The following is a 21969-nucleotide window of genomic DNA, read 5'->3' on the forward strand; positions in this document are numbered from 1 at the left end:
TGATGGACTATATCTGTAAATTATGTCTATCTTGTGTAAGTTTATTCTTGAATAATAGTTTTAAAATATTTTTTTTGGAAATGAGGTCAAAAGAAACATAGTTAAATAAAATTAACTTAATTTTGATTCTATATTCTTGAAAGTAATTGAGAAACAAGCACCTGTATACATTTTATGTGCATATTCAAAGGTATCATTAGAAACAAAAATATGTGCGTTATGGTGTTTTGTAATGATTTGATAAGCCATAGATAATCCAATTCCTGTACCAATACTTTTATGTTTAGTAGTAAAATAGGGCTCAAATATTTTATTAATTACACCCTCAGGAATTCCTTTTGCATTATCTCTGATTCTTAAGATTAAACCATCATTTATAGTTTTTGTTTCAATAAAAATAAATCTATCTTCACTTTCTTTAATATTTTCTTTTAAAGCATCTTTTGAATTATTAAGTATATTTATTAAAGCTTGAATAAGTTGATTTTCATAACCATCAATTTTAATATCATCCTGTGTATCTAAAATCATCGTAATATTGTGGCTAACAATTGATGGATTCAAAATAGATAATGTTTTTTTGATAATATTTGAAACTAGAACCTCTCCTTTATCATTTGAATTTTGAATAAAATTCCTAAAATCATCAATAGTATTTGATAGATAATTTGTTTGTTTTATAATATTTTCCATATTAGAAATAAGTTCTTTTTCATCAAATTGGTTAAATTCCATTTTTACTTTTATTCCACTTGCAATAGTTGAAATAAGACTTAAAGGTTGTCTCCATTGATGCGCAATATTTCCAATCATTTCACCCATTGAAGCCAATTTTGATTGTGATTCCATAAGTTTATGTTGAGTTATATCTTTTACACTTAATAGAATTCTTTTTTTATCAGGTAGTAAAACCATAGATACATTTACTGTAACACTTCTATTATCTTTTACTATACAAGTTTTTTCAAAATCAGTAACAAAACCTTTTTCCGTAATTGTTTCAAAGGCAATCTCAACTCTTTCTAAATCCTCAGGAGCAGTGAGTTTAATACAAGAAGTTTTTAGTAACTCTTCTCTTGAAAAACCAGTCAAGTTTATATATGCACCATTAAATTCTAAAAAATTACTATTTAAATCAATTATTGCTAAGCCATCAATAGAATAATTAAAGATTGTTTCAAACTCATTTTTTTGTTCTTCTATTTGTTTTTGAATTTTTATTTTATCAGTAACATCATAGAACCACCCAATAACTCCTTCTTCTTCATCATAAATTATATTCATGTAAGATGCAATTACCCAAACTTCATTGCCACTTACATTTAAAGAAATTAGTTTATTTTCAATTCTTTCATTTCTTTCTAAAGAGTCTAAAATGTCTTTATATATTGATTCATGAATATAGTAAACTTTTGGATTTTTATTTATTAATTCTCTTTCTTGAATATCAATTAATTTTAAATATGAATTATTGGCAAAAACTATATTTTCACCATTATTTGTGGCAATCCTAACAGCAATTGGACTCATTTGTAAAAGAGATTTTAGTCTGTTTTCATTGTCTTTTAAAGTTTTTCTTGAACTTTTTATAGTTTCAATCATATTATTCATAGTATTTGAAAGTAAAAATATCTCTTTTGAACCTCTCAAAGAGAACTTTTCATTAGGTATCCCATCTTTATCTGTATCATTTATGATTTTAATCATATTTGAAATAGGTTTTAATATAAAATGACGGATAGTTAAAAACAAAGATAATATAAGTACTAATGCTATGATTATAGCTTCTACTATATTATTGAAAATAACTTTATCAAGTTCATTATCTAGTGATTTATTAGAAATATATATGTGAATTGTTGCAATTTTATTTGATTCTTGATTTGTTATATCAAAAACTTTTTCATAATATGCTTGAGTTAAAAGGTTTTGATGAATGTCATTGTTGAAATCAATAATATTTGAGTTTTCATCTCTAATTTTTCCACTAATTTCATACTCTTTACCTAAAAGTTTTCCCATATTATAATCTTTAAGAACAATTGCAAGTAATATATCATTAGATTCTATTTCATTGAATAAAACTTTTTCATATTCATTTATTGAGTATGAAGCAACTAGGTTTTTAATATTATTTTTTAGTTCTAAAATTATATTATTTGAGTTGTTTTTTATATCCTTAATAAGATGATTTCTGATATTTATATAATTATATGTAGAATTTATAGAAATTATTATAGTAACAGACAAAATAATAATTGTAAAAAGAATTAGATATAAGGATTTTTTAGGATTATACATTTTTAATATCCATGCTATTGAATTTTTTTATTAGTTTCAGAATCTATTCCAAATACATTTCTTTTTATAAGTGCTAAATTATCTTTTATATTTTCTTTAGAAATGGCAAGAACTGGAAGTTTATAATTTTTTTCAATCTTTTCATTTTTAAAATATTTGTCAAATAAAACAACTGCTTTTTCTCCCATTAAAAAAGGCTGTTGCATTGCAGATGCAAGTAAAGTGTCATTTTCAATAAGTTCAACAAACTCAGGTTCTGCATCAAAAGTAAGAAGTAAAACTTTATCTTTTTTACCACTTTCATAAATAGCATCTAAAGCACCTTGATATTTATCCGAACCTTGAAGCCAAATTGCGTTTAAATCAGGAGTTTCCTTTAATAATTCTTTTGTAAAATTATATGTTTCTTCTTTTGAAAATGTTATTTGTTGTTTTAAATTTGTATTTTTTATTGTTGATTCTTCCATGGCTTTTACAAAACCAGCTGTTCTTTCTTGTCCATTTAATCTTTTTTGAGGAATAGAAATAATTGCAACTTTTGGATTAGGGATTTTTAAAATAGATATTTTTTCAGCTAAAGTTATTCCAATATCATAAGCACCTTTTTTATTATCAGAAGAAATATATGAAATATACTCACCTGAATCTGCTCCAATATCTGAGATTATTACAGGAATATTTGCTTTTTTTGCTAGTTTTAAAATAGTTGAGCAAGAAGATGAATTGTTTGGTGAAACAATAATTCCTGAAACATTTTCATTTATTGCTTTTATTGTATTTTCTAATTCAGTTTTTGAATCATTTAAAGAGTTGTAAACTTCAACTTCATAACCTAAAGTTTCTGCACTATTTTTTATTCCATGAGACATAATATTCCAATATGGAATAGTTGTATCTGAAACAATATACGCAATTTTTTTATTAGAATTTGCATTTAAAATAGAAAAACTAAGTAGTAAAAATAGTAGAGTTAAAATATAATGCTTAAGAATTCTCATTTATCCCTCTTAAAAAAATATTAAGTTATTTATTCTATCATATTTCCTTGTCATTAATGCAAATAAGGTTTATAATCTCTTCTTGTTTCGAACAAAAATTCCCATTTTTCTCTATTAGTATCAAATCTCTTGCATAACCATTTAAAGTATGAAGTTTAGCACTTTCAATTTCTATTTTAAAATCATCAAATATTTTTGCAATATAGGCAAAAAGACCTTTTTGATCTTTCGCAATAATATGCATAGATGCTAAATAAGCTGTGTGATTACAATCAATTCTAATGTCATCTTTTTTTATTATAGGTGTTTTTGTAATAACTGTTTTGCTCATATCAAAAGAGTCTTTTATGATTTCTTCTATAAAAAAGAGGTCTTCATTGTTAACTTTTTCTGAAAATGAAATATCAAAGGCTTTTTTATTGTCATAAAGTTTAAAAATATTCATAGCTGCAATATTTAGAAATTCTAGTTTTCCTAGTAAATATCCCAGATTTAAAGGGGATTTTCTAATGATTCTAATTGTAAGTTGAGAATCATTAATTATTTTATAAATATATGTTTCTACATCTTTTGCTTTAATTGCAATATCCAAAATATCTTCAGCTTTTAGTCTTAAGAAGATTTGATTTGAAGAAATATACATAATCTTTTTTTGTAAAATTACAGGTAATTCTTTATATTTATCAAGATTCTTGATTGTATTTTGTTTTGCAATTCTTCTTTTACTTTCATTTAAAAATCCTTCATTTTCAAAAGCAGGAAGAGATTGTAAATAAAGTTGTTTTAAAAGTGAAGCGGTTGAACTACTAAAAATATTTTTCCCAACGGCAGAAATATCGCAATATGTAACGGCATATAATAGTTTTAGAGCCTCTTTTGTTTTTACTAAACCAGTAAAATTTAGAATTGTTTTTTCAGAATATATATCTTCATGGGTTGCCATATAGGACATCATATTATGGTATCTTACAAGTCTTGCACCTAGTTTTATAAACTCTTCACTAAAATCAAAAGATTTCATCATACTTTTAAATAGTTTTTCTCCAACAATATGATGATCTTCGGTTCTTCCTTTTCCAATATCATGAAAAAAAGCAACTAATCTAACTAATATTTTTTGTTCATTGCTTAAGTCATTAAATATTGATTTTATATATTCATCTTCAATATTTTGAGAAAATTTTAGAGTTTTTAAAGAGTGAATATCAACAGGATGTGTATGATAACCATCAAATTGTGGTTGATCCATCATTTTTTTTGTACTTGGAAGTACAGCTTGAAATAAACCTGCATTATAAATTAATTTCATTAAAGGATATAAATTTGGTTTAGACAAAATTGTTTTTATATTTTTCTTTAATTCTTTGGTTTGAACTTTTGGTAATTTTGCTCGACTTGCATAATAAATATATGATCTATCAAATCTTTCAATATTTAAAGGAAGTTCAATTAACTCTTTTAAAAGAGAATTTAGCGTTTGTTCTTTTCTATGAAAAGAAGAATATAAAGTATTATTTATAATATAAAGATTTTTTTTGAATCTCAATTTTCTCAATTTTGGTATATTTTGGGCTTCAAATAAAATCTGTCTTGTGAATTTTTTCACCATAGTTGCTGTAAAACTGTGAATAATATGTAAACAAGATAAAATCTTTGACATACATTGTCTGTCTTTTGTATATCTTGATTTATTTTTAAAGCCCAGTTTAGAACTTAAATCTGGCAAAATATCAAAAGTAACTTGATCAAGTTTTTTTCTTGCAATATTGTGTAAAGCATTTCTAACTTGAAATATAAACTCTAAAGCTTGTCTATATTTTTTGTATTCATCTTCTGTAAATTGTGTTCCAATTAAATCTTTTGTATTTGTTACCCCATATAAAATATTTGCCATCCAATACATCATATTTGATTCTCGAATTCCACCATAACCATCTTTTATATTTGGTTCCATTTTTAGTGGATATTTTAAAAGTCTTTGTTTATGTTCTTCTAATTTATCTAAAACAAACTCTTTTTGATTTGTTTTTCTGATTTTGCTTAAAACATTTTGATAACCAAACCAAAGATTTTTTGAACCATAAATTAATCTTGATTCTAAAATAGAACTTTTAATTGTTATATCTTCTTTTACAGCTTCACCTATTTCTTTTAATTCATGAACTCTTGAGCCTAATTTTAAACCACAATCCCAAGCCAAAGTTATAAATTCTTCCATAATATTTTTTAAGTTATAACCTTTTACATTTTCGTATAAAAGCATAATATCAATATCAGAATAAATACAAAGTTGTTCTCTTCCATAGGAACCTAAGGCAACTAAACTAATAGGGATTGAAGAACTCATAGGTTGATGTGAAGCAAAATTTTTTCGTAAAATATACTTATAAAGTAAAATCAAAAATTTATCAGTATGTTTTGTATGTTTTATAAAAAAATCTTTTCCACCTGTTGTTTCAACTGTTGTATCAATTGAATCTAGATAGTTTTTGTAGTATGTCTTGAAAACTTTAGAGATTTCAAAATCAGAAGCGTTGTTTGATATAAGTTCTTCTATTTGTATACTTATTTCAATCATAATAAATCTTTATAGATTTCTAGTTTCTTTCTTAATGTGATTCGATTTAATCCTAAATGTTTTGCAACTTGAACTTGAGATTTATATTTTGCAGTTGAGGCTTTTAGTAAAGGAACTTCAAAAATATATGATAACTCTTTATATGAATTTTCTCCATGTAAATTTTCACTAATATATTTTTCTAAAAACATTAAAATTTCGTGTTCGCCAATAGTTTCAAAAAGGTATGAGAAATAGATAGATTTTCTTAAACTATGAGCATTATTTGTTATATTTATAATTAATTTTGAAGGGGAAACTTTTTGTAAATCTAAGATTGAACTGGCTTCTGTGGAAAATTTATTTACCAAAGCTTTTGTATCTTCTTCTCTTTTAGCTAAGCTAGGAATTTCAAGATTAATTGAAAAAATATCTTTTATTTTCTGATTTAAATTTTCAGTATTTGAAATAGCAATTAGTCTAATATTATTATCTTCTACCCATTTTAAGAATAGGTCAATATTTGTTATTTCATTAATTTTATCTATTATAATAGCTTCGTTTTGTAAAAAGATTACATCATCAGCTATATCTTTTTGTAAGTTTTTAGCTTCATAAATATCTGAATTTGGTAGTATATATTTAGCAAGTGATTTTTTTCCTGTCCCTGCTTTTCCTAAAATAAGTGCATTTACTTGAACTGCTTGTAAAAGTTTTGCTGAATTTAATATTTCCTTTGAAATTTCATCTTCTGCAATAAAATTTTGCATAATTACCACCTCTTTTTAATCTTTATTTTATGAGATTAAAAAATATTATACTGTATAAAAATAAAAATCTTTTATTCTTTTGTATATTTAATATACATTAGTAAATCTTTTTATATTAATCTTTATTTGAATAGTGAATAAAGATTGTTAAAGAAATTAATATTAATGCAATTCCTGCTATTAAATAAAAAGCATTTATCATTTGAACATAGTCATTTATAGCAATTTTAAATACAACAATTAAAGCTTCAATTGAAAGTGCAATAATAATTGTTGTTAAAAACTTTGTTAAAATTTTTGTTTCAACTTTTGAATTTTTTGAATAGGATTTAAAAAATACTTCTTGTTCTAAAATAGTTTTTGCTAAATCAAATATTGCAATACTTAAAGTAAGGGCAATTATTGGTTTAAAAATCATTTCAAGAGATAAGGCATGATTTGAAAATAAGTAAGTAATAAAGTCATAAATAGAAAATAAAATAGTAAATACAGATAAAACTATCATTGAAATCCCAGCTAATATATAAAAGCTTTTAGTAATACTATGAAAAGGTTTATTTAATTCAATTAGATTTAATTTTTGTAATAAAATATCTACTTGAAAATCTAGAAAAAATATATCTTCACCTTCTTTTATGGTAACTGTTACACAATTACTTCTTGTTGCGCTACTAATATAAGGTTTAGAAAAGGCGATATTAGATTCTTTAAAATGAAGTTTTAAAATTAAGTGTGAACGATCTTTATTTCTTGCATTTTCATCTGTTTTGTATCTATAGAAATTTTCCGAAATTTGAGTTTTTGTATCTTTATTTACAATATAAACAAGTTCTAATGAAGGAAATATTGTATAGAGTTGTTTAAAATTATTTTTTTTGTGATTTGATAAGTTTCCTGAATTTTTTAGACTTTCTTGTAAAAAATATTCTATATCTTCTTGATGTTGTATATATGTTTCAAAAAATTCTTTCATATAAATTCCTCTGTATCTTTATCATAAGTATATGAAAATAAAAGGGGATAATATAAAATCATCTGTTTATTAATCATACAAATATAATATTAAGTGAGTTATTCTATATTAAATTCTTTGATCATATTTTCTGCAAGTACTTCTAGTTTTTTCACATTATTAGAGTCTTCAATCCCTTTTGTAAGTGTTTTAATATTTACATGAAATTTTTGAAGAAATTGCAAAATTTTAGGATCTTTTTTTTCTAAATTATTTACTAATGCTCCAACATCTAACATCTCTATTACTAAATCTTTTTTCCCCATAAATGCTGCATAATTTATTGGTCTTATTCCATAATTATCTGGTAAATTCATTACTTCTTTGTTATAGTGATAAAGTAGTCTAAAATATTTGGTCGTATTTTTCCAAATACAAATATGAATAATACTTCTTCCTTGTTTATCAGTAACAAAACAATCAGCACGCATTTCTAAAAGAAGTCTTATTGTATGTTCACACTTTTCACCAACTGCAATATGAAGAGCAGTTAATCCTTCATTATTTTTTGCATTAATATCAACACCTGCATTTATCAGACTTTTTATAGTATTTAAATATAGTTTTTTATCTTTTATTAGATTTTTATCATTGTAATTCATCAGTTTAAAGATAATATTATTTCCATCTTTGTCTCTTTGATTTAGATTAATATCTTTAACTCTTAATAATTTAAATAGTTTAAAATTAAAATAGACAATAGAATCAAAAAATAAAGGTTCATGTTTAGAATTTAATTTATTTATATCAACATTATGACTTTTTAAAATAATCTCTAATACATTCGCATATTCAGCATCTTCGTTTAATAATATTTCATATTCAAACTCTAAAGGTTTTCTATTTTCTGAATATAAAACTATATCAATAAGTATTTCAATAAGAGACTTTCCATGTTTATTCTCTAAATCAGGAGTTGCACCTTTTTTTAAATATAGTTTCATTAGTTCAATGTTTCTAATACCATTTAATGCCAAAATTGATAAAACAGTCTCACCTTGATTATTTTGATGATTTAAATCTATTTTATGATCATCTTCAAAAAGAGTATCAATTAACTCTTTATTTTCACTTCTTGTAACTAAAAAAAGTGCATTTTCATTATTATCATCCGTTGCATCAACACTTATACCTAAACGAATTAATTCTCTAATCATTTCTAAATGATCATTTCTTATTTCTGTATTTTCTTTTGGTGTTTCTAAAAAATATGCTATTGATTCCATTAGCAGAGTCTTGTTTTTACTACTTCTACTATTTATATTACAGCCCAATGAAAGAGCTTTTTCTATAATGTCAATATTTTTGATACCTTTTGATATTGCATAAAAAATAAAATTTCTGCCATTTCTATCCATAATAGTTGGATTTGCACCTAATTCCATAAGTAATAAAGCCAACTCATTATTTCTGATAACAATTTCTTTATGTAAAATAGTATTTCCATCTTTATTAACTTGGTTTATATTTAGCTCTTCTAATGCACCAACTTTTCTGATAATTTCCATATTACCATTTGCAACCGCGTCAAAAATTAAATTATTTCCATGAATATCACTATTGTCTAAAGCTTGAGTAACTTGAATTAAGTAATTTACAATTCTATTATTTGCACTAATAACAGCATCTTGTAAAGCTGTTCTTTTATAAATATTTAAATGGTTTATGTTGATTTTATTTTCAATTAAGATTTGTAGGATTGCACTATTTTTAGCGTGTATTGCATAAAAAATTGCAGTTTCTTCTTGAGAATTTTGAATTTCTAGATTAATGTTGTTTGCAATAAGCCAAACAACTGATTGATATAAGTCTTTTTTACAGCAGTAATGCAAAATAAGTTCGTTATGAACACTTAAGGTATTTAAATCTAAACCAAGTTCACTATGCATTTTATCTAGTTTTTCATTACTAGCATTTTGATTTAATAATTCTTTTAAAAATTCTTCTTCAGTAGTTTTAGTCTTGTTTATGAGCTTTTTGAACATTTCACCAACCAATATTTTTATAATATAATTTATTCGCGATTATATAATAAAAAAGCAAGTTCTCAGCTTTAAACGATAAAAATATACTAGGAATAATATTGTGCATATTTAATATACAACAAAATGTTTACAATAATGTATAAAGTTTCTATAATCTAAATAAAATATACACAAAGGAATTTTATGGAAAATTTTGCTGATGTAAAATATATTTTAGATGGTTTTTTATTTATATTTGCAGGAATTCTTGTAATGTGGATGGCAGCTGGTTTTGCTATGCTTGAATCTGGTTTAACAAGAAGTAAAAATACTGCAACAGTTTTGACAAAAAATATTTTATTATTTGCAATATCTTGTATTATGTTTTATTTCGTTGGATACAACTTTATGTATGGTGATGGAAATATTTTTATTGGAAGTGGAGTAATGTTGTCTGGAAAAACAAGCGAAGGAATGGGTTATCCTGTAATGGCAGACTTTTTCTTTCAAGTTGTTTTTGTAGCAACTGCGGCTTCTGTTATTTCAGGAGTTATTGCAGAAAGAATGAAAATATGGCCATTTTTAATATTTACAATAATTTTAACAAGTATTATTTATCCAATCCAAGGACATTGGTCATGGGGAAAATCTGAACTTGGCGGTTTTATGACAGGATTTTCTGATTTTGCAGGTTCAACCGTTGTTCACTCTGTTGGTGGATGGGCGGCTCTTGCTGGAGTATTGATTTTAGGAGCTAGAAAAGGTAAATACGCAAAAGATGGTCAAGTAAGACCAATTCCTGGTTCAAATCTTCCTATGGCAACGCTTGGAACATTTATTTTATGGATGGGATGGTTTGGATTTAATGGTGGTTCTCAATTAGCTCTTGGTTCAAAAGAAGATATTGATGCAATTGCTTCTGTAATTGCAAGTACTAATATGGCTGCATGTGCTGGTGGATTAATGGCTGCTATTTTAACACAACTTATTTATAAAAAAATCGATTTAACAATGGTTTTAAATGGTACTTTAGCAGGACTTGTTTCTTGTACAGCAGGACCCAATTTGGGAATTGATGTAGCTTTAATTGAGGGATTAATTGGTGGTGCATTAATAATATTTGCTGTTCCATTTTTTGATAAATTAAAAATTGATGATCCCGTTGGCGCTTTATCTGTTCACTTAGTTTCAGGTATTTGGGGAACATTAGCTGTTGGTATTTTTAGTCCTACTGTTACTTTTTTAGCTCAGATAAAAGGGGTGGTTGTAGTTGGTTCATTTGTTTTTATTTCATCATTTATTATTTGGAAAATAATAGATTTATTAATTGGATTAAGAGTTGATGATGAGACAGAGGTTAATGGTCTTGATATTAATGAAACAGGATTAGAAGCCTATCCAGAATTTAAAAGGGCATAATTAAAAAAATAAAACAAAAAGATAGAAGGAGTATTTTCCTATTGATTGTATATAAATTATACAATCAATAATTTATATTATATTTTTTATACTGTTATAATAGTAAAAAAATTAAGGAATATTATGAGTATGGAATCTATCTCTTATATCATCAACACTTTATACGCAATTTTTGCGATGACATTGATTATTTTTATGGTTCCCGGTTTTGCAATGCTGGAAGCTGGAATTGTAAGAACTAAAAATGTTACAACAGTGTTAACAATAAATACACTTATTTATTCAATCGCTTCACTAACTTTTTTATTGTTTGGTTACTCATTAGCTTTTGGAGACTTTGGAAGTGAAATTATGAGTAAATGGGCTGTATTTTTATTTCAAATGGCATTTGTTGGTAAAGTTGTAAATATTATGAGTGGTGGAGTTAGTGAAAGAGCTAAAATTATTCCATTAGGATTATTTACAGTTATTATGGCATCAGTTCTTTATCCTTTGGTTGTAAATATTACATGGGGAGCAAATTTTCTAAAAAATACAATTTTAGAATTATCTATGTATGATTTAGCAGGTTCAACTATAATTCATAGTACAGGTGGTTGGGCTTTATTAGCTGCAATTTTAATAATTGGTGCGAGAAAAGGAAGATATACAAAAGAGGGTGCAATAAGAGTAATTCCAGCATCCAATATTCCATTAGTTACTTTAGGTGCATTTTTATTATGGATTGGTTGGTTTGGATTTAATGGTGGAAGTGTGGGTTCAATTACAAGTAAAGAAAATGCAGATTTAGTTGCACTTACGATTTTGAATACAAATACGGCTGGATTAAGTGGCGCAATAATGGTGGCAATAATTATGCACCTTGTTTATAAAAAACTTGATTTAACAATGATTTTAAATGGTGCATTAGGTGGTTTAGTATCAATTACAGCTGGAGCTGATTTATATAATATTTATACACCAATATTAATAGGTGCATTAGGTGGATGTTTGGTTGTTATTGGAGTTTCTTTTTTTGATAAAATGAAAATTGATGATCCTGTTGGTGCTTTATCGGTTCACCTTTTAAATGGAATTTGGGGAACAATAGCTGTTGGTATTTTTGCATCAAATGATAAAATTACATTATTAGGACAATTAAAAGGAATTTTAGTTATTGGAGTATTTGCTTTTGTAAGTTCTTTTGTAACATTATATTTAATTAATAAAATAATGCCATTACGAGCTGGAAATGATGAAGAAATGCAAGGATTAGATGTAGAAGAGTGTGGTATTGAAGCTTATCCTGAATTTAAACGAGCATTCTAATATTAATTTAAAAAAATTTTGTTAAAATATAAGAACTAAAAAAAGGATTCATAGTGAAAAAGATTGAAGCTGTAATTAAACCATTTAAACTTGAAGATGTAAAAGATGCATTATCACAAGCAGGAGTTACTGGTATGACAGTATCTGATGTGAAAGGTTATGGAAGACAACAAGGACATAGTGAGCTTTATAGAGGAGCTGAGTATGTAGTTGATTTCCTACCAAAGATAAAATTAGAGTTAATTGTTGCTGATGAAAATGTAGATTCAATAATTGCAGTAATTATTGAAGCTGCAAAAACTGGTAAAATCGGAGATGGTAAAATATTTGTTTCACCTGTTGAAAAAATTATTAGAATTAGAACAGGTGAACAAGATGAGGAAGCTATTTAATGAGCAATATTTCTACTTTTGAGCTAAATGAACCTTTAGATATGCATTTGCATTTAAGGGATGGTGAAATGTTAGGTTTAGTTGGACCATTAACTTCTGAAACTTTTAGTGGTGCTTTAGTTATGCCAAATTTAGTACCACCAATTACAACAAAAGAAGAATTATTATCTTATAAACAACGAATAAATGCTATTTGTGAAGAAGATAACTTTGAACCTTACTTAACACTATTTTTTAAAAATGATTATTCTTATGAATTTTTAGAAGATATAAAAAATGATATTATTGCTATTAAACTTTATCCAGCAGGAATCACAACAAATTCTGAAACAGGTGTTTCTTCTATGGATGTTGAGGTTTTGAGACCTACTTTAGAATCAATGAGTAAATTAGGTATCCCTTTATGTATTCATGGTGAAACTAATGGTTTTGTAATGGATAGAGAAAAAGAGTTTATTCCAATTTATGAAGCACTAGCAATTGCTTTTCCAAATCTTAAAATTATTATGGAACACATCACAACAAAAGATGCTATTGAATTACTTGATAAATATGAAAATTTATATGCGACAGTTACTCTACATCATTTAATAATTACACTTGATGATGTAGCTGGTGGAATGTTAAATCCCCATTTATTTTGTAAACCAATAGCAAAAAGACCAGAAGATAGAGCAGCTTTATTAGATACAGCTTTAAAAGCTCATCCAAAATTAATGTTTGGAAGTGATTCAGCACCACATCCTAAACATAGAAAAGAATCTTGTGGTTGTGCAGCTGGTGTATTTACTTCACCAATAGCTTTACAAGTATTAACACAGATTTTTGAAGAGCATGGATGTTTAGATAATTTAAATAAATTTGTATCTTTAAATGCACAAAAAATTTATAATCTAACACCATTAACGAAAAAAATTACATTAGTAAAAAAAGATTTTATTGTTCCCTCTGCTTATGAATACAATTATGAAAGTGTTGTTCCTATGTATTCAGGAGAAAGAATTTCTTGGAGCATAAAAAGTATTGATTAAAAAGATAGTTTTTAACTATCTTTTTGATCTAATAATTTTTTGATATTTTCAGACATTTCTTTGGCTTTTACTTCTCTTTCTTCTCTCATCGCTCTTAAGTTATCTAAAGTTTCTTGTTTTTCTCTATCTAGATTTGCTTTTATCTGAATAGCTTTTCTATTATTTGAAATACCAGATATTGATGAGAATTTTTCTTTTTTATTTATATAAATCGTTCCAGATGAAGAAGTTGCATTTTTATTAAATACAATTATATCGTCAACTTTTAAATTTATTATTTCATAAGCTGTTAATTCAGTTTCAGCCATAATTGATTCGATTTTCATTCTAGCACCTGAAATAAGTGTTTTAATATCTCTTTTTCTACTAGATTTTCTATTTTTACCTTCACTAAATACTTTTTCAACAACTTTATTTAACAAAGGTTCATAATAAGAAATAGGATAACAAATAGATAAAAACCCAGATTCCTCATCAATAGTAATCTCTAAAACAACAAGTAAAACTATTTCATGATCAGATACTATTTGAATAGCATTTGCATTTGTATCTCTTGATTCGATTTTATAATTTAATTTTGAAATATCACTCCAAGCTTTATAAAGATTTTTTATAAACATTTTATAAAAGTGCTCAAGGATTTCAATTTCGATTTCAGTTAATTCTCTGTCAATATTATCACTTGTATTAACAGCCCCTGAACCTAATAATTCAGCAATAATTTTATGTGAAATAGCTGGATTACACTCAATTACTATTCTTCCATCAAGTGGTTTAATAGATAAAGTATTTAGTGAAGTAATCTGCGGAATTGATAAAATAAACTCCCCATAAGTCATTTGTTCAATAGAATATAACTTAACATCAACAATTTTTCTAAGCATAGAAGATAAATCATTTATAAAATCTCTTAGCATTTTGTCATGCATTGCAGAAAATGCTTTTAACTGTTCAGGCGATATTCTATTTGGTTTTTTAAAATCATAAATAGCATAGTTCTTTTCCTTTGAAACAATCCTTTCAATAGGTGTTTCAATATCCTCACCTTGTTCTGCAATATCTAAAAGAGCATCAATTTCATCTTGACTTAAAAATTCAGCCATCCTATCCTCTTACTTCGATGTCAACATCAATTGCACCCATTTCTTTAATCATTTTTAAAGTATCAATAATTTCAGTCATAGGTAATTTCATAACTTTCATTGCTCTTACTAAATCAGAAATTGTTGGTGTCCCTTTTGTATTAATCATTGCATTATCAATATTTATAACAGGTTTATCTGCAATTTTTACATTATCACCAATATCAACACCAGGATTTTGAGAAGGGTCTTTCCATCCAGCATCACTTAATCCAGATTTTGTAATTCTAATAGAAAATGAATCTCTTGCAATTGTTACAGGAGAAATTGGAATATCACCACCTGTTATAACAGATTCTCTTCCCATATCAACAATAACTTTTTTCCTAAATATTTCAGCATCTAGTTCTATATTTTCAATTATAGAAATAAATTTTACGATAGAAATATCATTTGGTTTAGCAATTTCTACTGTCCTTGTATCAACAGCACTTGCAAGTTTTTTCCCAAATTTGTCATTTATTTTGGTTTCAATTAAATCTGCATTTCTAGCTGAGCTTTTATAAAGGCTTAACTGAATAGATTTTTCATCTTTTAAATTATAATCAATTTCATTTTCAACAGTTGCACCTTCATAAATAAATCCAGTAGTTTTATTGTTTTCATTTGCTACAATTGTTCCTTGAGCTAATGCGTAAACATTTCCATCAACACCTTTTAATTGAGTAATTAAAAGCTCCCCGTGATCAACAGATTTTGCATCACCAATTGTTGAAACTTTTACTTTTATTTTATCACCTTGTCGTGAAAATGCTGGTAATTCAGCCGTTACCATTACAGCTGCAATATTTTTAGAGTTAATAGAACCAGCAGGAATTTTTATATAAGAATTTCTTAAAAGATTTTGTAAAGATTGCATTGTAAATTTAGATTTATCTCCCGTTCCCGCAAGTCCAACTATTAATCCATAACCAATTAGTTGATTTTCTCTTATTCCTATTACATTAGAAATATCTTTGATAGTTTGCGAATACAAAGAAGACAACAAAATTGTTACTATTAAAAAATATCTCAATATCATCCTTCATTATTAATTGTTTTTATTTTATCGAAAATTTAATAAAAAAAGGTATAATCGAAGATACTAAAATTATTTTACAGGGTTATAGATTGAAGATTTACATTTATGGTAATCAAAGTTTCAAAAAAGAAATTCACGAAACATTAGAGCATTCAAATATAAAATTTAAACTTGACAATAATACTGTAATTGAAGAAATTTCTACCCTTGAAAAATTAAAACGAACAATAGAAAATAATCCAAATGATATTTATCTTATTGATGATGAAAAAATTATTAAAAAAAATTCATTAAACAAAAAGATTAAATTTTTAACTCCAAAAGATGGAATTGAAGAAGAATATTTGCTTGATAGTGGCATAGCTGATTTAACAATTGATTCTTTAAAAGAGTTGCCAAAATATATAATAAGAAAGTATGAAGAGCTAAAACTACTTGAACCTAAAATTGAGGTTGAAGAAGAAAAAGTTGAAGAAACTAAAAGTAGTATCGAATTAGATGAAGAATTATCAATGTTACTGTCAAAAGGAAATATAGATAATTTAAATGAAGGTATTGATGAAATATTTGATTTAGACAATGATTTTGATAATCTTGATGGTTTAATTGGTAGCATTGATAGTAATGAAGAGATAAAAGACAATGATAACTTTGCACAAATAACAAGTTTTAATGATGATTTTGGACTAAATAATATATCATTTGATTATGATGATAACGATGTTTTATCAAAAGATACAACTGAAAATAAAAATTCAAAATTAATTGAAGAATTGGATTTTTTAGGTGAAGAAGTAGTTGGTGAAGAAGAGGATTATTCAGATTTAGAAAAAGTTAATAATGACTTATTTGGTGGCTTTGATTTTTTAAATGAAGAAATTCAAGAAGGTAAGAAAAAAGTCGAAATAGAAGAAAAAGAAGAAATTTTTTCAGATTCAGATAAAATAGAAGAAGATTTATTGGAAGAAGAAGTCATTGAAGAGTATGATTTTATGAATGAATATATGAAAAATGAAGACATAGAAGAAACAAAAGAAATAGACCAAGCTTTACAAGGAGATAAAATGAATGATGAGTTTTTTGAATTAGATTCTTTAACTGAAAATGATTTGATAGAAGCATTAAATTATAAAGTTGAAGATAATAGTTCTAAAAGTGAATATAAACCACAAGTTTCACCAACAAAAAATGAAACATTAAGTATTGATAGCTCAAATACAAATGACTTATCTGTATTAATTTCTAAATTATTAAATAATAAAACTTTAGAGATAACAATAAAAATAAAAGATTAAATATGGATTTAATAGCTATTTCTGAAAATACTGTAAAAATTATATTAATACTTGGATTGCCTTCTTTGATTGTAAGTATGATTATAGGTCTTATAATCTCTATTTTTCAAGCAGTAACTCAAATTAGTGATGCATCTTTATCTTTTGTTCCTAAAATGATATTTGTTTCAGCTTTTATATTGATTTCACTTCCTTGGATTGGTGATCATATAGAAACTTATACAAAAGATTTATGGAATTTAATACTTATTTTTGGTAATAACAATTGATTGAAAAATTATATAAATTAAAAAAGAATCAAACAGATCAAAAATTAATGCAAAAAGCTCAATTAATGTCAAAAATTGAGCAAATTGATATTGAAATAGTGCTAACACAAAATAGAATAGATACAGCAAGCGTTGAAAAACATGGAGCAATCTCTGATTTTATGATTTTAACTATTCATAAAAATACAATGAAAATGCACATTCAAAAGTTAAAAAATGAGAAAAATACATTATATATGCAAGCAGAAAATTTAACTAAAGACATAATAGAACTTCAAAAAGAAGCAGAGCAATTTTCTTATATTTTGGAAGAAGAAAAAAAAGAGCTAATAAAAAGAATTTTAGCAGCAGAAGAAGAAGCTTCAACAGAATATATTCAAAGTAAATATATTAGTAAAAGTAAGGGTTTAAATTGATTAGAATTTTTTTATTTTTTATTTTATTTGGAACTTTAGTATTTGCAGTGGAAGAAACAAGTAGTTCTTTAACAAAGCAAAGAATTGAAGTTATGGATTTGAAAAAAGAGTTAAATAATTTTTATAAAGAAAAAGAAACAGAGTATCAGCAAAGAAAAAAAGAGCTTGAAGGAATACTTGCTCAAATAGAAAAAGAAAGAAATACAATTCAGAAATTACATGATAAAGATTTAGAAATTTTACAAGATATAAAGCTTGAAGTTGAAAATAAAACATCCAAAATTTATAATGCAATGAAACCCAAAAATGCTGCTGATATTTTCAACCAAATGATAGGCGAAGGTAAAATTGAAGATGTTTTTGATATAATGATAAGATTAAAAGAAAATAATGTAACTCAAATTATGAAGTTTTTAACTATAGAAAACGCATCTATGATAACGCAAAAGATTGAAAATTTTAGTACAGAAAAACAGAAGAAGGAATAAGTATGGCAGATGATCAAGAGTCAAAAGGTTCAAGCGGCAAGGGCTTAATGATTGTATTAATAGCTTTAGTAGTAATTTTAATTTTTGCTGTTATTGGGGGTGGCTATTTTGTTTATTCTCATTTAGGAAATAATAATGCTCCTTCTTCAAGCGAAGTAAAAAAAGAAGAGTCTTCTGATAAACCTGATACATTTAAAGCAGATATTACTGATTTAGTATTGAATTTAACTGATTCAAGAGGAAAAGAAAAATTAATGAAATTATCTTTTTCAATTAAAAGTAATGAACCAACAATTGCAGCTCTCGTAACAGAGTTTAAAGCTGAAATTGTTGATGTTGTTATTTCTCAAATTAGTTCAAGAAGTTCTGAAGAGTTATTAACTGTTGGTGGTAAAAATTTATTAAAAGATGAATTAGTACAAGATATAAATAATGTGATAAATGAAGTTACCAAAACAAAACCAGAAATAACAAAAAATAGTGTAAAACAAATATTGTTTACAACTTTTGTAATTAAATAATAATGATAGTTGCAGTTAAAAGAAATAAAAAAAGAAATCTTTTAAAGATTTTAGCATTAATAGCTTTGGTTGTAATGTTTGGAGCTTATTATTATCATATGAATAAAAGCTTTGAAGAACAACAACTACGAGAGTTAGAGTCTAAAAAAGCTTTAAAACTGCAAGAAGATAAAAAAGAAAAAGAAAAAAAAGATATAGAAAAAGCAATTTTAAGTGAAATTGAAAAAGCAATAGATTTAGTCGGACAAGAAAATATTAGACATGTTAAAATTATAGAAGATAAAGTTATAATTATTTGTGAACCAGCAACAAATCTAGATGCACTAATGGTTAGATATGGGGCTATGGCATTTATTAAAAAAACTTTAAATGAAATAATTATAGCTGTTGATATAAATTTTATAGTAAAAAGTAGATTAAATGCGAAATAGTTTTATGTTTATATTTATTTTAGTAGTTTTTAGTGCTTGTACTTCTTCAAAAGAAGAGCTGGCTTTTGAAAAACCAGAAATTCAAATACCTAGGAAAAGTCCTGAACCATTAAAAAATAAAGGCTCTTTATATTCTATGCAAGGAGCCTCATTATTTGCTGATAAAAAAGATTTACAAGTTGGAGATATTATACAAATAGTTATATCTGAAAACACTAAACAAGCAGCTAATAATAAAAGAGAATTAACAAGTACAAGAGCTAATAAGTTAGGTGGTGGATTATTAGCAGCAACCGGAACAAATAGTTTAGGTGGTGCAGTTGGTAGTGCAGCAAATGATTTTAATTCAAATCTTGGTGTAGGTTTTTCAACAGACGCTTCCTCTTCTGATAAGGGAAGTGTAAAAACACAAGTAGCTGAAACTTTTTCTAGTACGGTTTCTGCAATTATTGAAGAAACTTATCAAAATGGGAATTATTATATTAAAGGTAAAAAAGAGATGTTAATTGAAGGTCAAAAACAAGAAGTTATTATAAGTGGAGTTATTAGACCTTATGATATAACTTCGGATAATTCAATAAACTCTTCACAAATAGCGAATTTAAAACTTCTATACGATAAAAATGGTACTGAATCTGATATTTTAGAAACACCATGGGGATTAAAAGTTATAAGAGCAATTTGGCCATTTTAATCTAATCTTAAGAAATGTAATGTAATAATTTGTTAAATTATACCTAAGGAGGTTCTATGCTAAGTACATTGAGTGTTTCACAATCAGGACTAAATGCTGCTAAAACTGCAGTTGAAAATATTTCTAATAACATAGCTAATGAGAATACTCCTGGGTACAAAAAGAGAGTTGTTCAAGTTAGTGAATTAGCTCAAATGGATTCTCAGTTTGCAGGTAGAGGAGTAGGCGTAGATGGTGTATACAGAATTACTTCTCAATATATGTATGACAAACTTATTTCAGAAAATAGTAAAGTAAGTTATTATGATAAGTTATCTAGTATGCTTGGAAGTGTTGAATCAATTTTTAAAGAAACAATTGATAGTGGTTTTACAGCAGATTTAAATAGATATTATCAATCTGTTGAAAATTTAAGAGCAAATCCAAGTTCTCAAGTATATAAAACAGCTTTACAAAATCAAGGAAAGATTTTAGTTGAATCTTTGCAGAATCTTTATTCAGGTGTTGAAAAACAACAGGCAAATGAAAAAAAAGAATTATATGCTAATGTTGATGGTGTAAATAGTATTTTAAAAGAGATAGGTTCTATTAATGAAAAAATAGAAAAATATGGAGAAAATAATGATCTCCTTGATAAAAGAGATCAACTTGAATTAGAATTATCAAGTTATGTTGATGTAAGTGTAAGTAGAGATTCTGGTTATTATGAACTAAAAATTGGCGGTCAAACAGCTATTAGTAGTAATACAAATGTAAGAACAATCGATGTAAAAGAAGAAGAAACTTTACAAAAAGACAAATATACTTTAGTAGATAACAGTACCGTTCCTATACCCACAGTATATGATGCATTAAAATATAATAAAGACTTTACACCAAAAATAATAGATGCAAATGATATAGTTACTTATAAGTTGAACAACGAGTTTGAAGTATCAGTTACTATGGGTGAATTAATAACAATGGATTGGGATGGAGATGGTACGGCTACAACAGAGCCTGTAACAAATTCTAATTTGACTAGAGCTTTAGTTTATAAGATAAACTCTAATCCAGATATGAAAGGTTCAATTACAGCATATAATGGAGATTATTCAATAGATGCTAGTGGGAATAAAGTTACTAAAGATACTCAAGATAACTATTTAAGAATTGAATCAAATGCTGGTGGAATTGCAAATGAATTTGATGGGAGGATTAGTATTGAAAAAAGAGATAATACTACTTCTTCAATAGTAGATAGTAGAGAATCTATTTATAGAAATGAGTCACAAAGTACGGATCCTAAATCAAAAGTTTATCTTTCAATTTATGATAATGAAGTTACAGCAAAAAGCGGTATTGTAAAAGCACAAGTAGAAAATTTATCATCAGATTCACCTAATAATAAATTTCAAGTTTATTTTGATAAATTAGATGCTTTTGCTCAAACTTTGGGAGATATAACTGATAAATATATCAAAACAGGAACAAATACTTATGTTTATGGAGAAGCAGCTAGTGATGAGTCTTTAGGAGTAATAAATTCTGTAGGGTTATTTAGTGGTTCAAGTATTAAAACTTTAAAGTTTAATGATAGTATGGTTAATGAATTAACTCAAGAGAAGTTAGATTATTTAGCAACTATGCAATGGAATAATAATTTGTCTTATGATGGAAAAGCTCAAACAGGGACATCAACATCAAAAGCATCATTATCTGAATTTTTTAGAGATTTAAGAGTTACTGTTTCAGCAGATAAAGAGAGTGTGAATTTTTTAAAGGATACTCAAGCTGGTGTTAAAATGTCAATTCAATCATCATATGATCAATTAACTAAAGTTGATAAAGATAATGAAATGTTAGATTTGATGAAATTTCAAGCAGCTTATACTGCAAATGCTAAGATAATTACAGCAATAGATGAAATGTTGCAAACATTACTTGGATTAAAAAGATAA

At 26.0% G+C, this 21969-nt stretch carries 20 protein-coding genes; 12 read left to right on the top strand and 8 right to left on the bottom strand.

All coding sequences use genetic code 11. The features are described 5' to 3' along the window. Positions 1 to 111: 111 nt before the first annotated feature. The 6 genes from B0174_RS06710 to B0174_RS06735 all read right to left on the bottom strand — a co-directional run bounded on the left by B0174_RS06710 (position 112) and on the right by B0174_RS06735 (position 9623). Positions 112 to 2301 carry a PAS domain S-box protein gene (locus B0174_RS06710; protein WP_108558936.1) on the bottom strand — a complete coding sequence of 730 codons (2190 nt, stop codon included), beginning with the start codon at positions 2299 to 2301 and terminating at the stop codon, positions 112 to 114. 14 nt (positions 2302 to 2315) lie between these two features. Further along, complete coding sequence (locus B0174_RS06715; protein ID WP_108558939.1) at positions 2316 to 3299, bottom strand: substrate-binding domain-containing protein; 984 nt, start codon at positions 3297 to 3299, stop codon at positions 2316 to 2318. Between the two features lie 37 nt (positions 3300 to 3336). Next, on the bottom strand, positions 3337 to 5877 hold the full coding sequence (locus tag B0174_RS06720) for a [protein-PII] uridylyltransferase family protein (RefSeq protein WP_108558941.1): 2541 nt from the start codon (positions 5875 to 5877) through the stop codon (positions 3337 to 3339). Continuing rightward, positions 5874 to 6626, bottom strand: a complete 753-nt coding sequence (locus tag B0174_RS06725) for a sigma 54-interacting transcriptional regulator (protein WP_108558950.1) — start codon at positions 6624 to 6626, stop codon at positions 5874 to 5876. The genes B0174_RS06720 and B0174_RS06725 overlap by 4 nt, the downstream gene beginning before the upstream one ends. A gap of 115 nt (positions 6627 to 6741) precedes the next feature. Then, positions 6742 to 7599 (bottom strand): hypothetical protein, encoded by an 858-nt coding sequence (locus B0174_RS06730; protein ID WP_108558953.1) that lies wholly within the window; start codon positions 7597 to 7599, stop codon positions 6742 to 6744. Between the two features lie 98 nt (positions 7600 to 7697). Then, positions 7698 to 9623, bottom strand: a complete 1926-nt coding sequence (locus B0174_RS06735) for an ankyrin repeat domain-containing protein (RefSeq protein ID WP_108558955.1) — start codon at positions 9621 to 9623, stop codon at positions 7698 to 7700. A 183-nt stretch (positions 9624 to 9806) separates the two neighbouring features. Here B0174_RS06735 and amt point away from each other — a divergent pair, with 183 nt between their 5' ends. From amt to pyrC, 4 genes are all read left to right on the top strand, one after another. After that, positions 9807 to 11021: an ammonium transporter gene (gene amt, locus B0174_RS06740; RefSeq protein ID WP_108558958.1), complete on the top strand. Its 1215-nt coding sequence runs from the start codon at positions 9807 to 9809 to the stop codon at positions 11019 to 11021. 123 nt (positions 11022 to 11144) lie between these two features. After that, entirely contained in the window at positions 11145 to 12329 is a 1185-nt protein-coding gene (locus B0174_RS06745) for an ammonium transporter (protein WP_407641248.1), read from the top strand. A 53-nt stretch (positions 12330 to 12382) separates the two neighbouring features. Then, complete coding sequence (locus B0174_RS06750; protein ID WP_108558961.1) at positions 12383 to 12721, top strand: P-II family nitrogen regulator; 339 nt, start codon at positions 12383 to 12385, stop codon at positions 12719 to 12721. Beyond that, on the top strand, positions 12721 to 13752 hold the full coding sequence (gene pyrC / locus B0174_RS06755; protein WP_108558963.1) for a dihydroorotase: 1032 nt from the start codon (positions 12721 to 12723) through the stop codon (positions 13750 to 13752). Before B0174_RS06750 ends, pyrC begins: the two co-directional genes overlap by 1 nt. A gap of 11 nt (positions 13753 to 13763) precedes the next feature. Here the strand turns inward: pyrC and fliM are convergent, their stop codons facing one another. Both fliM and B0174_RS06765 read right to left on the bottom strand, forming a co-directional pair. Beyond that, the gene (fliM, locus tag B0174_RS06760; protein ID WP_108558965.1) at positions 13764 to 14855 is read right to left on the bottom strand and encodes a flagellar motor switch protein FliM; all 1092 of its coding nucleotides are present in this window, start codon (positions 14853 to 14855) and stop codon (positions 13764 to 13766) included. A 1-nt stretch (position 14856) separates the two neighbouring features. Continuing rightward, positions 14857 to 15915, bottom strand: a complete 1059-nt coding sequence (locus tag B0174_RS06765; protein WP_228156429.1) for a flagellar basal body P-ring protein FlgI — start codon at positions 15913 to 15915, stop codon at positions 14857 to 14859. A gap of 89 nt (positions 15916 to 16004) precedes the next feature. Between B0174_RS06765 and B0174_RS06770 the strand changes: the two genes are divergently transcribed. The 8 genes from B0174_RS06770 to B0174_RS06805 are packed head-to-tail and all read left to right on the top strand — an operon-like array spanning position 16005 to position 21969. Continuing rightward, positions 16005 to 17210, top strand: a complete 1206-nt coding sequence (locus tag B0174_RS06770; protein WP_108558970.1) for a hypothetical protein — start codon at positions 16005 to 16007, stop codon at positions 17208 to 17210. Positions 17211 to 17212: 2 nt separating this feature from the next. Continuing rightward, positions 17213 to 17479: a flagellar biosynthetic protein FliQ gene (locus B0174_RS06775; protein WP_108558973.1), complete on the top strand. Its 267-nt coding sequence runs from the start codon at positions 17213 to 17215 to the stop codon at positions 17477 to 17479. Continuing rightward, the gene (locus B0174_RS06780; protein WP_108558975.1) at positions 17476 to 17895 is read left to right on the top strand and encodes a hypothetical protein; all 420 of its coding nucleotides are present in this window, start codon (positions 17476 to 17478) and stop codon (positions 17893 to 17895) included. Before B0174_RS06775 ends, B0174_RS06780 begins: the two co-directional genes overlap by 4 nt. Further along, a complete protein-coding gene (locus tag B0174_RS06785; protein ID WP_165790400.1) occupies positions 17892 to 18383 on the top strand; it encodes a MotE family protein in 492 nt (163 codons plus the stop codon). Before B0174_RS06780 ends, B0174_RS06785 begins: the two co-directional genes overlap by 4 nt. 2 nt (positions 18384 to 18385) lie before the next feature. Next, positions 18386 to 18904 carry a flagellar basal body-associated FliL family protein gene (locus B0174_RS06790; RefSeq protein WP_108558977.1) on the top strand — a complete coding sequence of 173 codons (519 nt, stop codon included), beginning with the start codon at positions 18386 to 18388 and terminating at the stop codon, positions 18902 to 18904. 2 nt (positions 18905 to 18906) lie between these two features. Further along, a complete protein-coding gene (locus B0174_RS06795) occupies positions 18907 to 19335 on the top strand; it encodes a hypothetical protein (protein ID WP_108558979.1) in 429 nt (142 codons plus the stop codon). Next, entirely contained in the window at positions 19325 to 20029 is a 705-nt protein-coding gene (locus tag B0174_RS06800; RefSeq protein WP_108558981.1) for a flagellar basal body L-ring protein FlgH, read from the top strand. Before B0174_RS06795 ends, B0174_RS06800 begins: the two co-directional genes overlap by 11 nt. 56 nt (positions 20030 to 20085) lie before the next feature. After that, a complete protein-coding gene (locus B0174_RS06805) occupies positions 20086 to 21969 on the top strand; it encodes a flagellar hook-associated protein FlgK (RefSeq protein WP_108558983.1) in 1884 nt (627 codons plus the stop codon).

The sequence above is a fragment of the Arcobacter caeni genome (assembly GCF_003063245.1).
Classification (GTDB): Bacteria; Campylobacterota; Campylobacteria; order Campylobacterales; family Arcobacteraceae; genus Aliarcobacter; species Aliarcobacter caeni.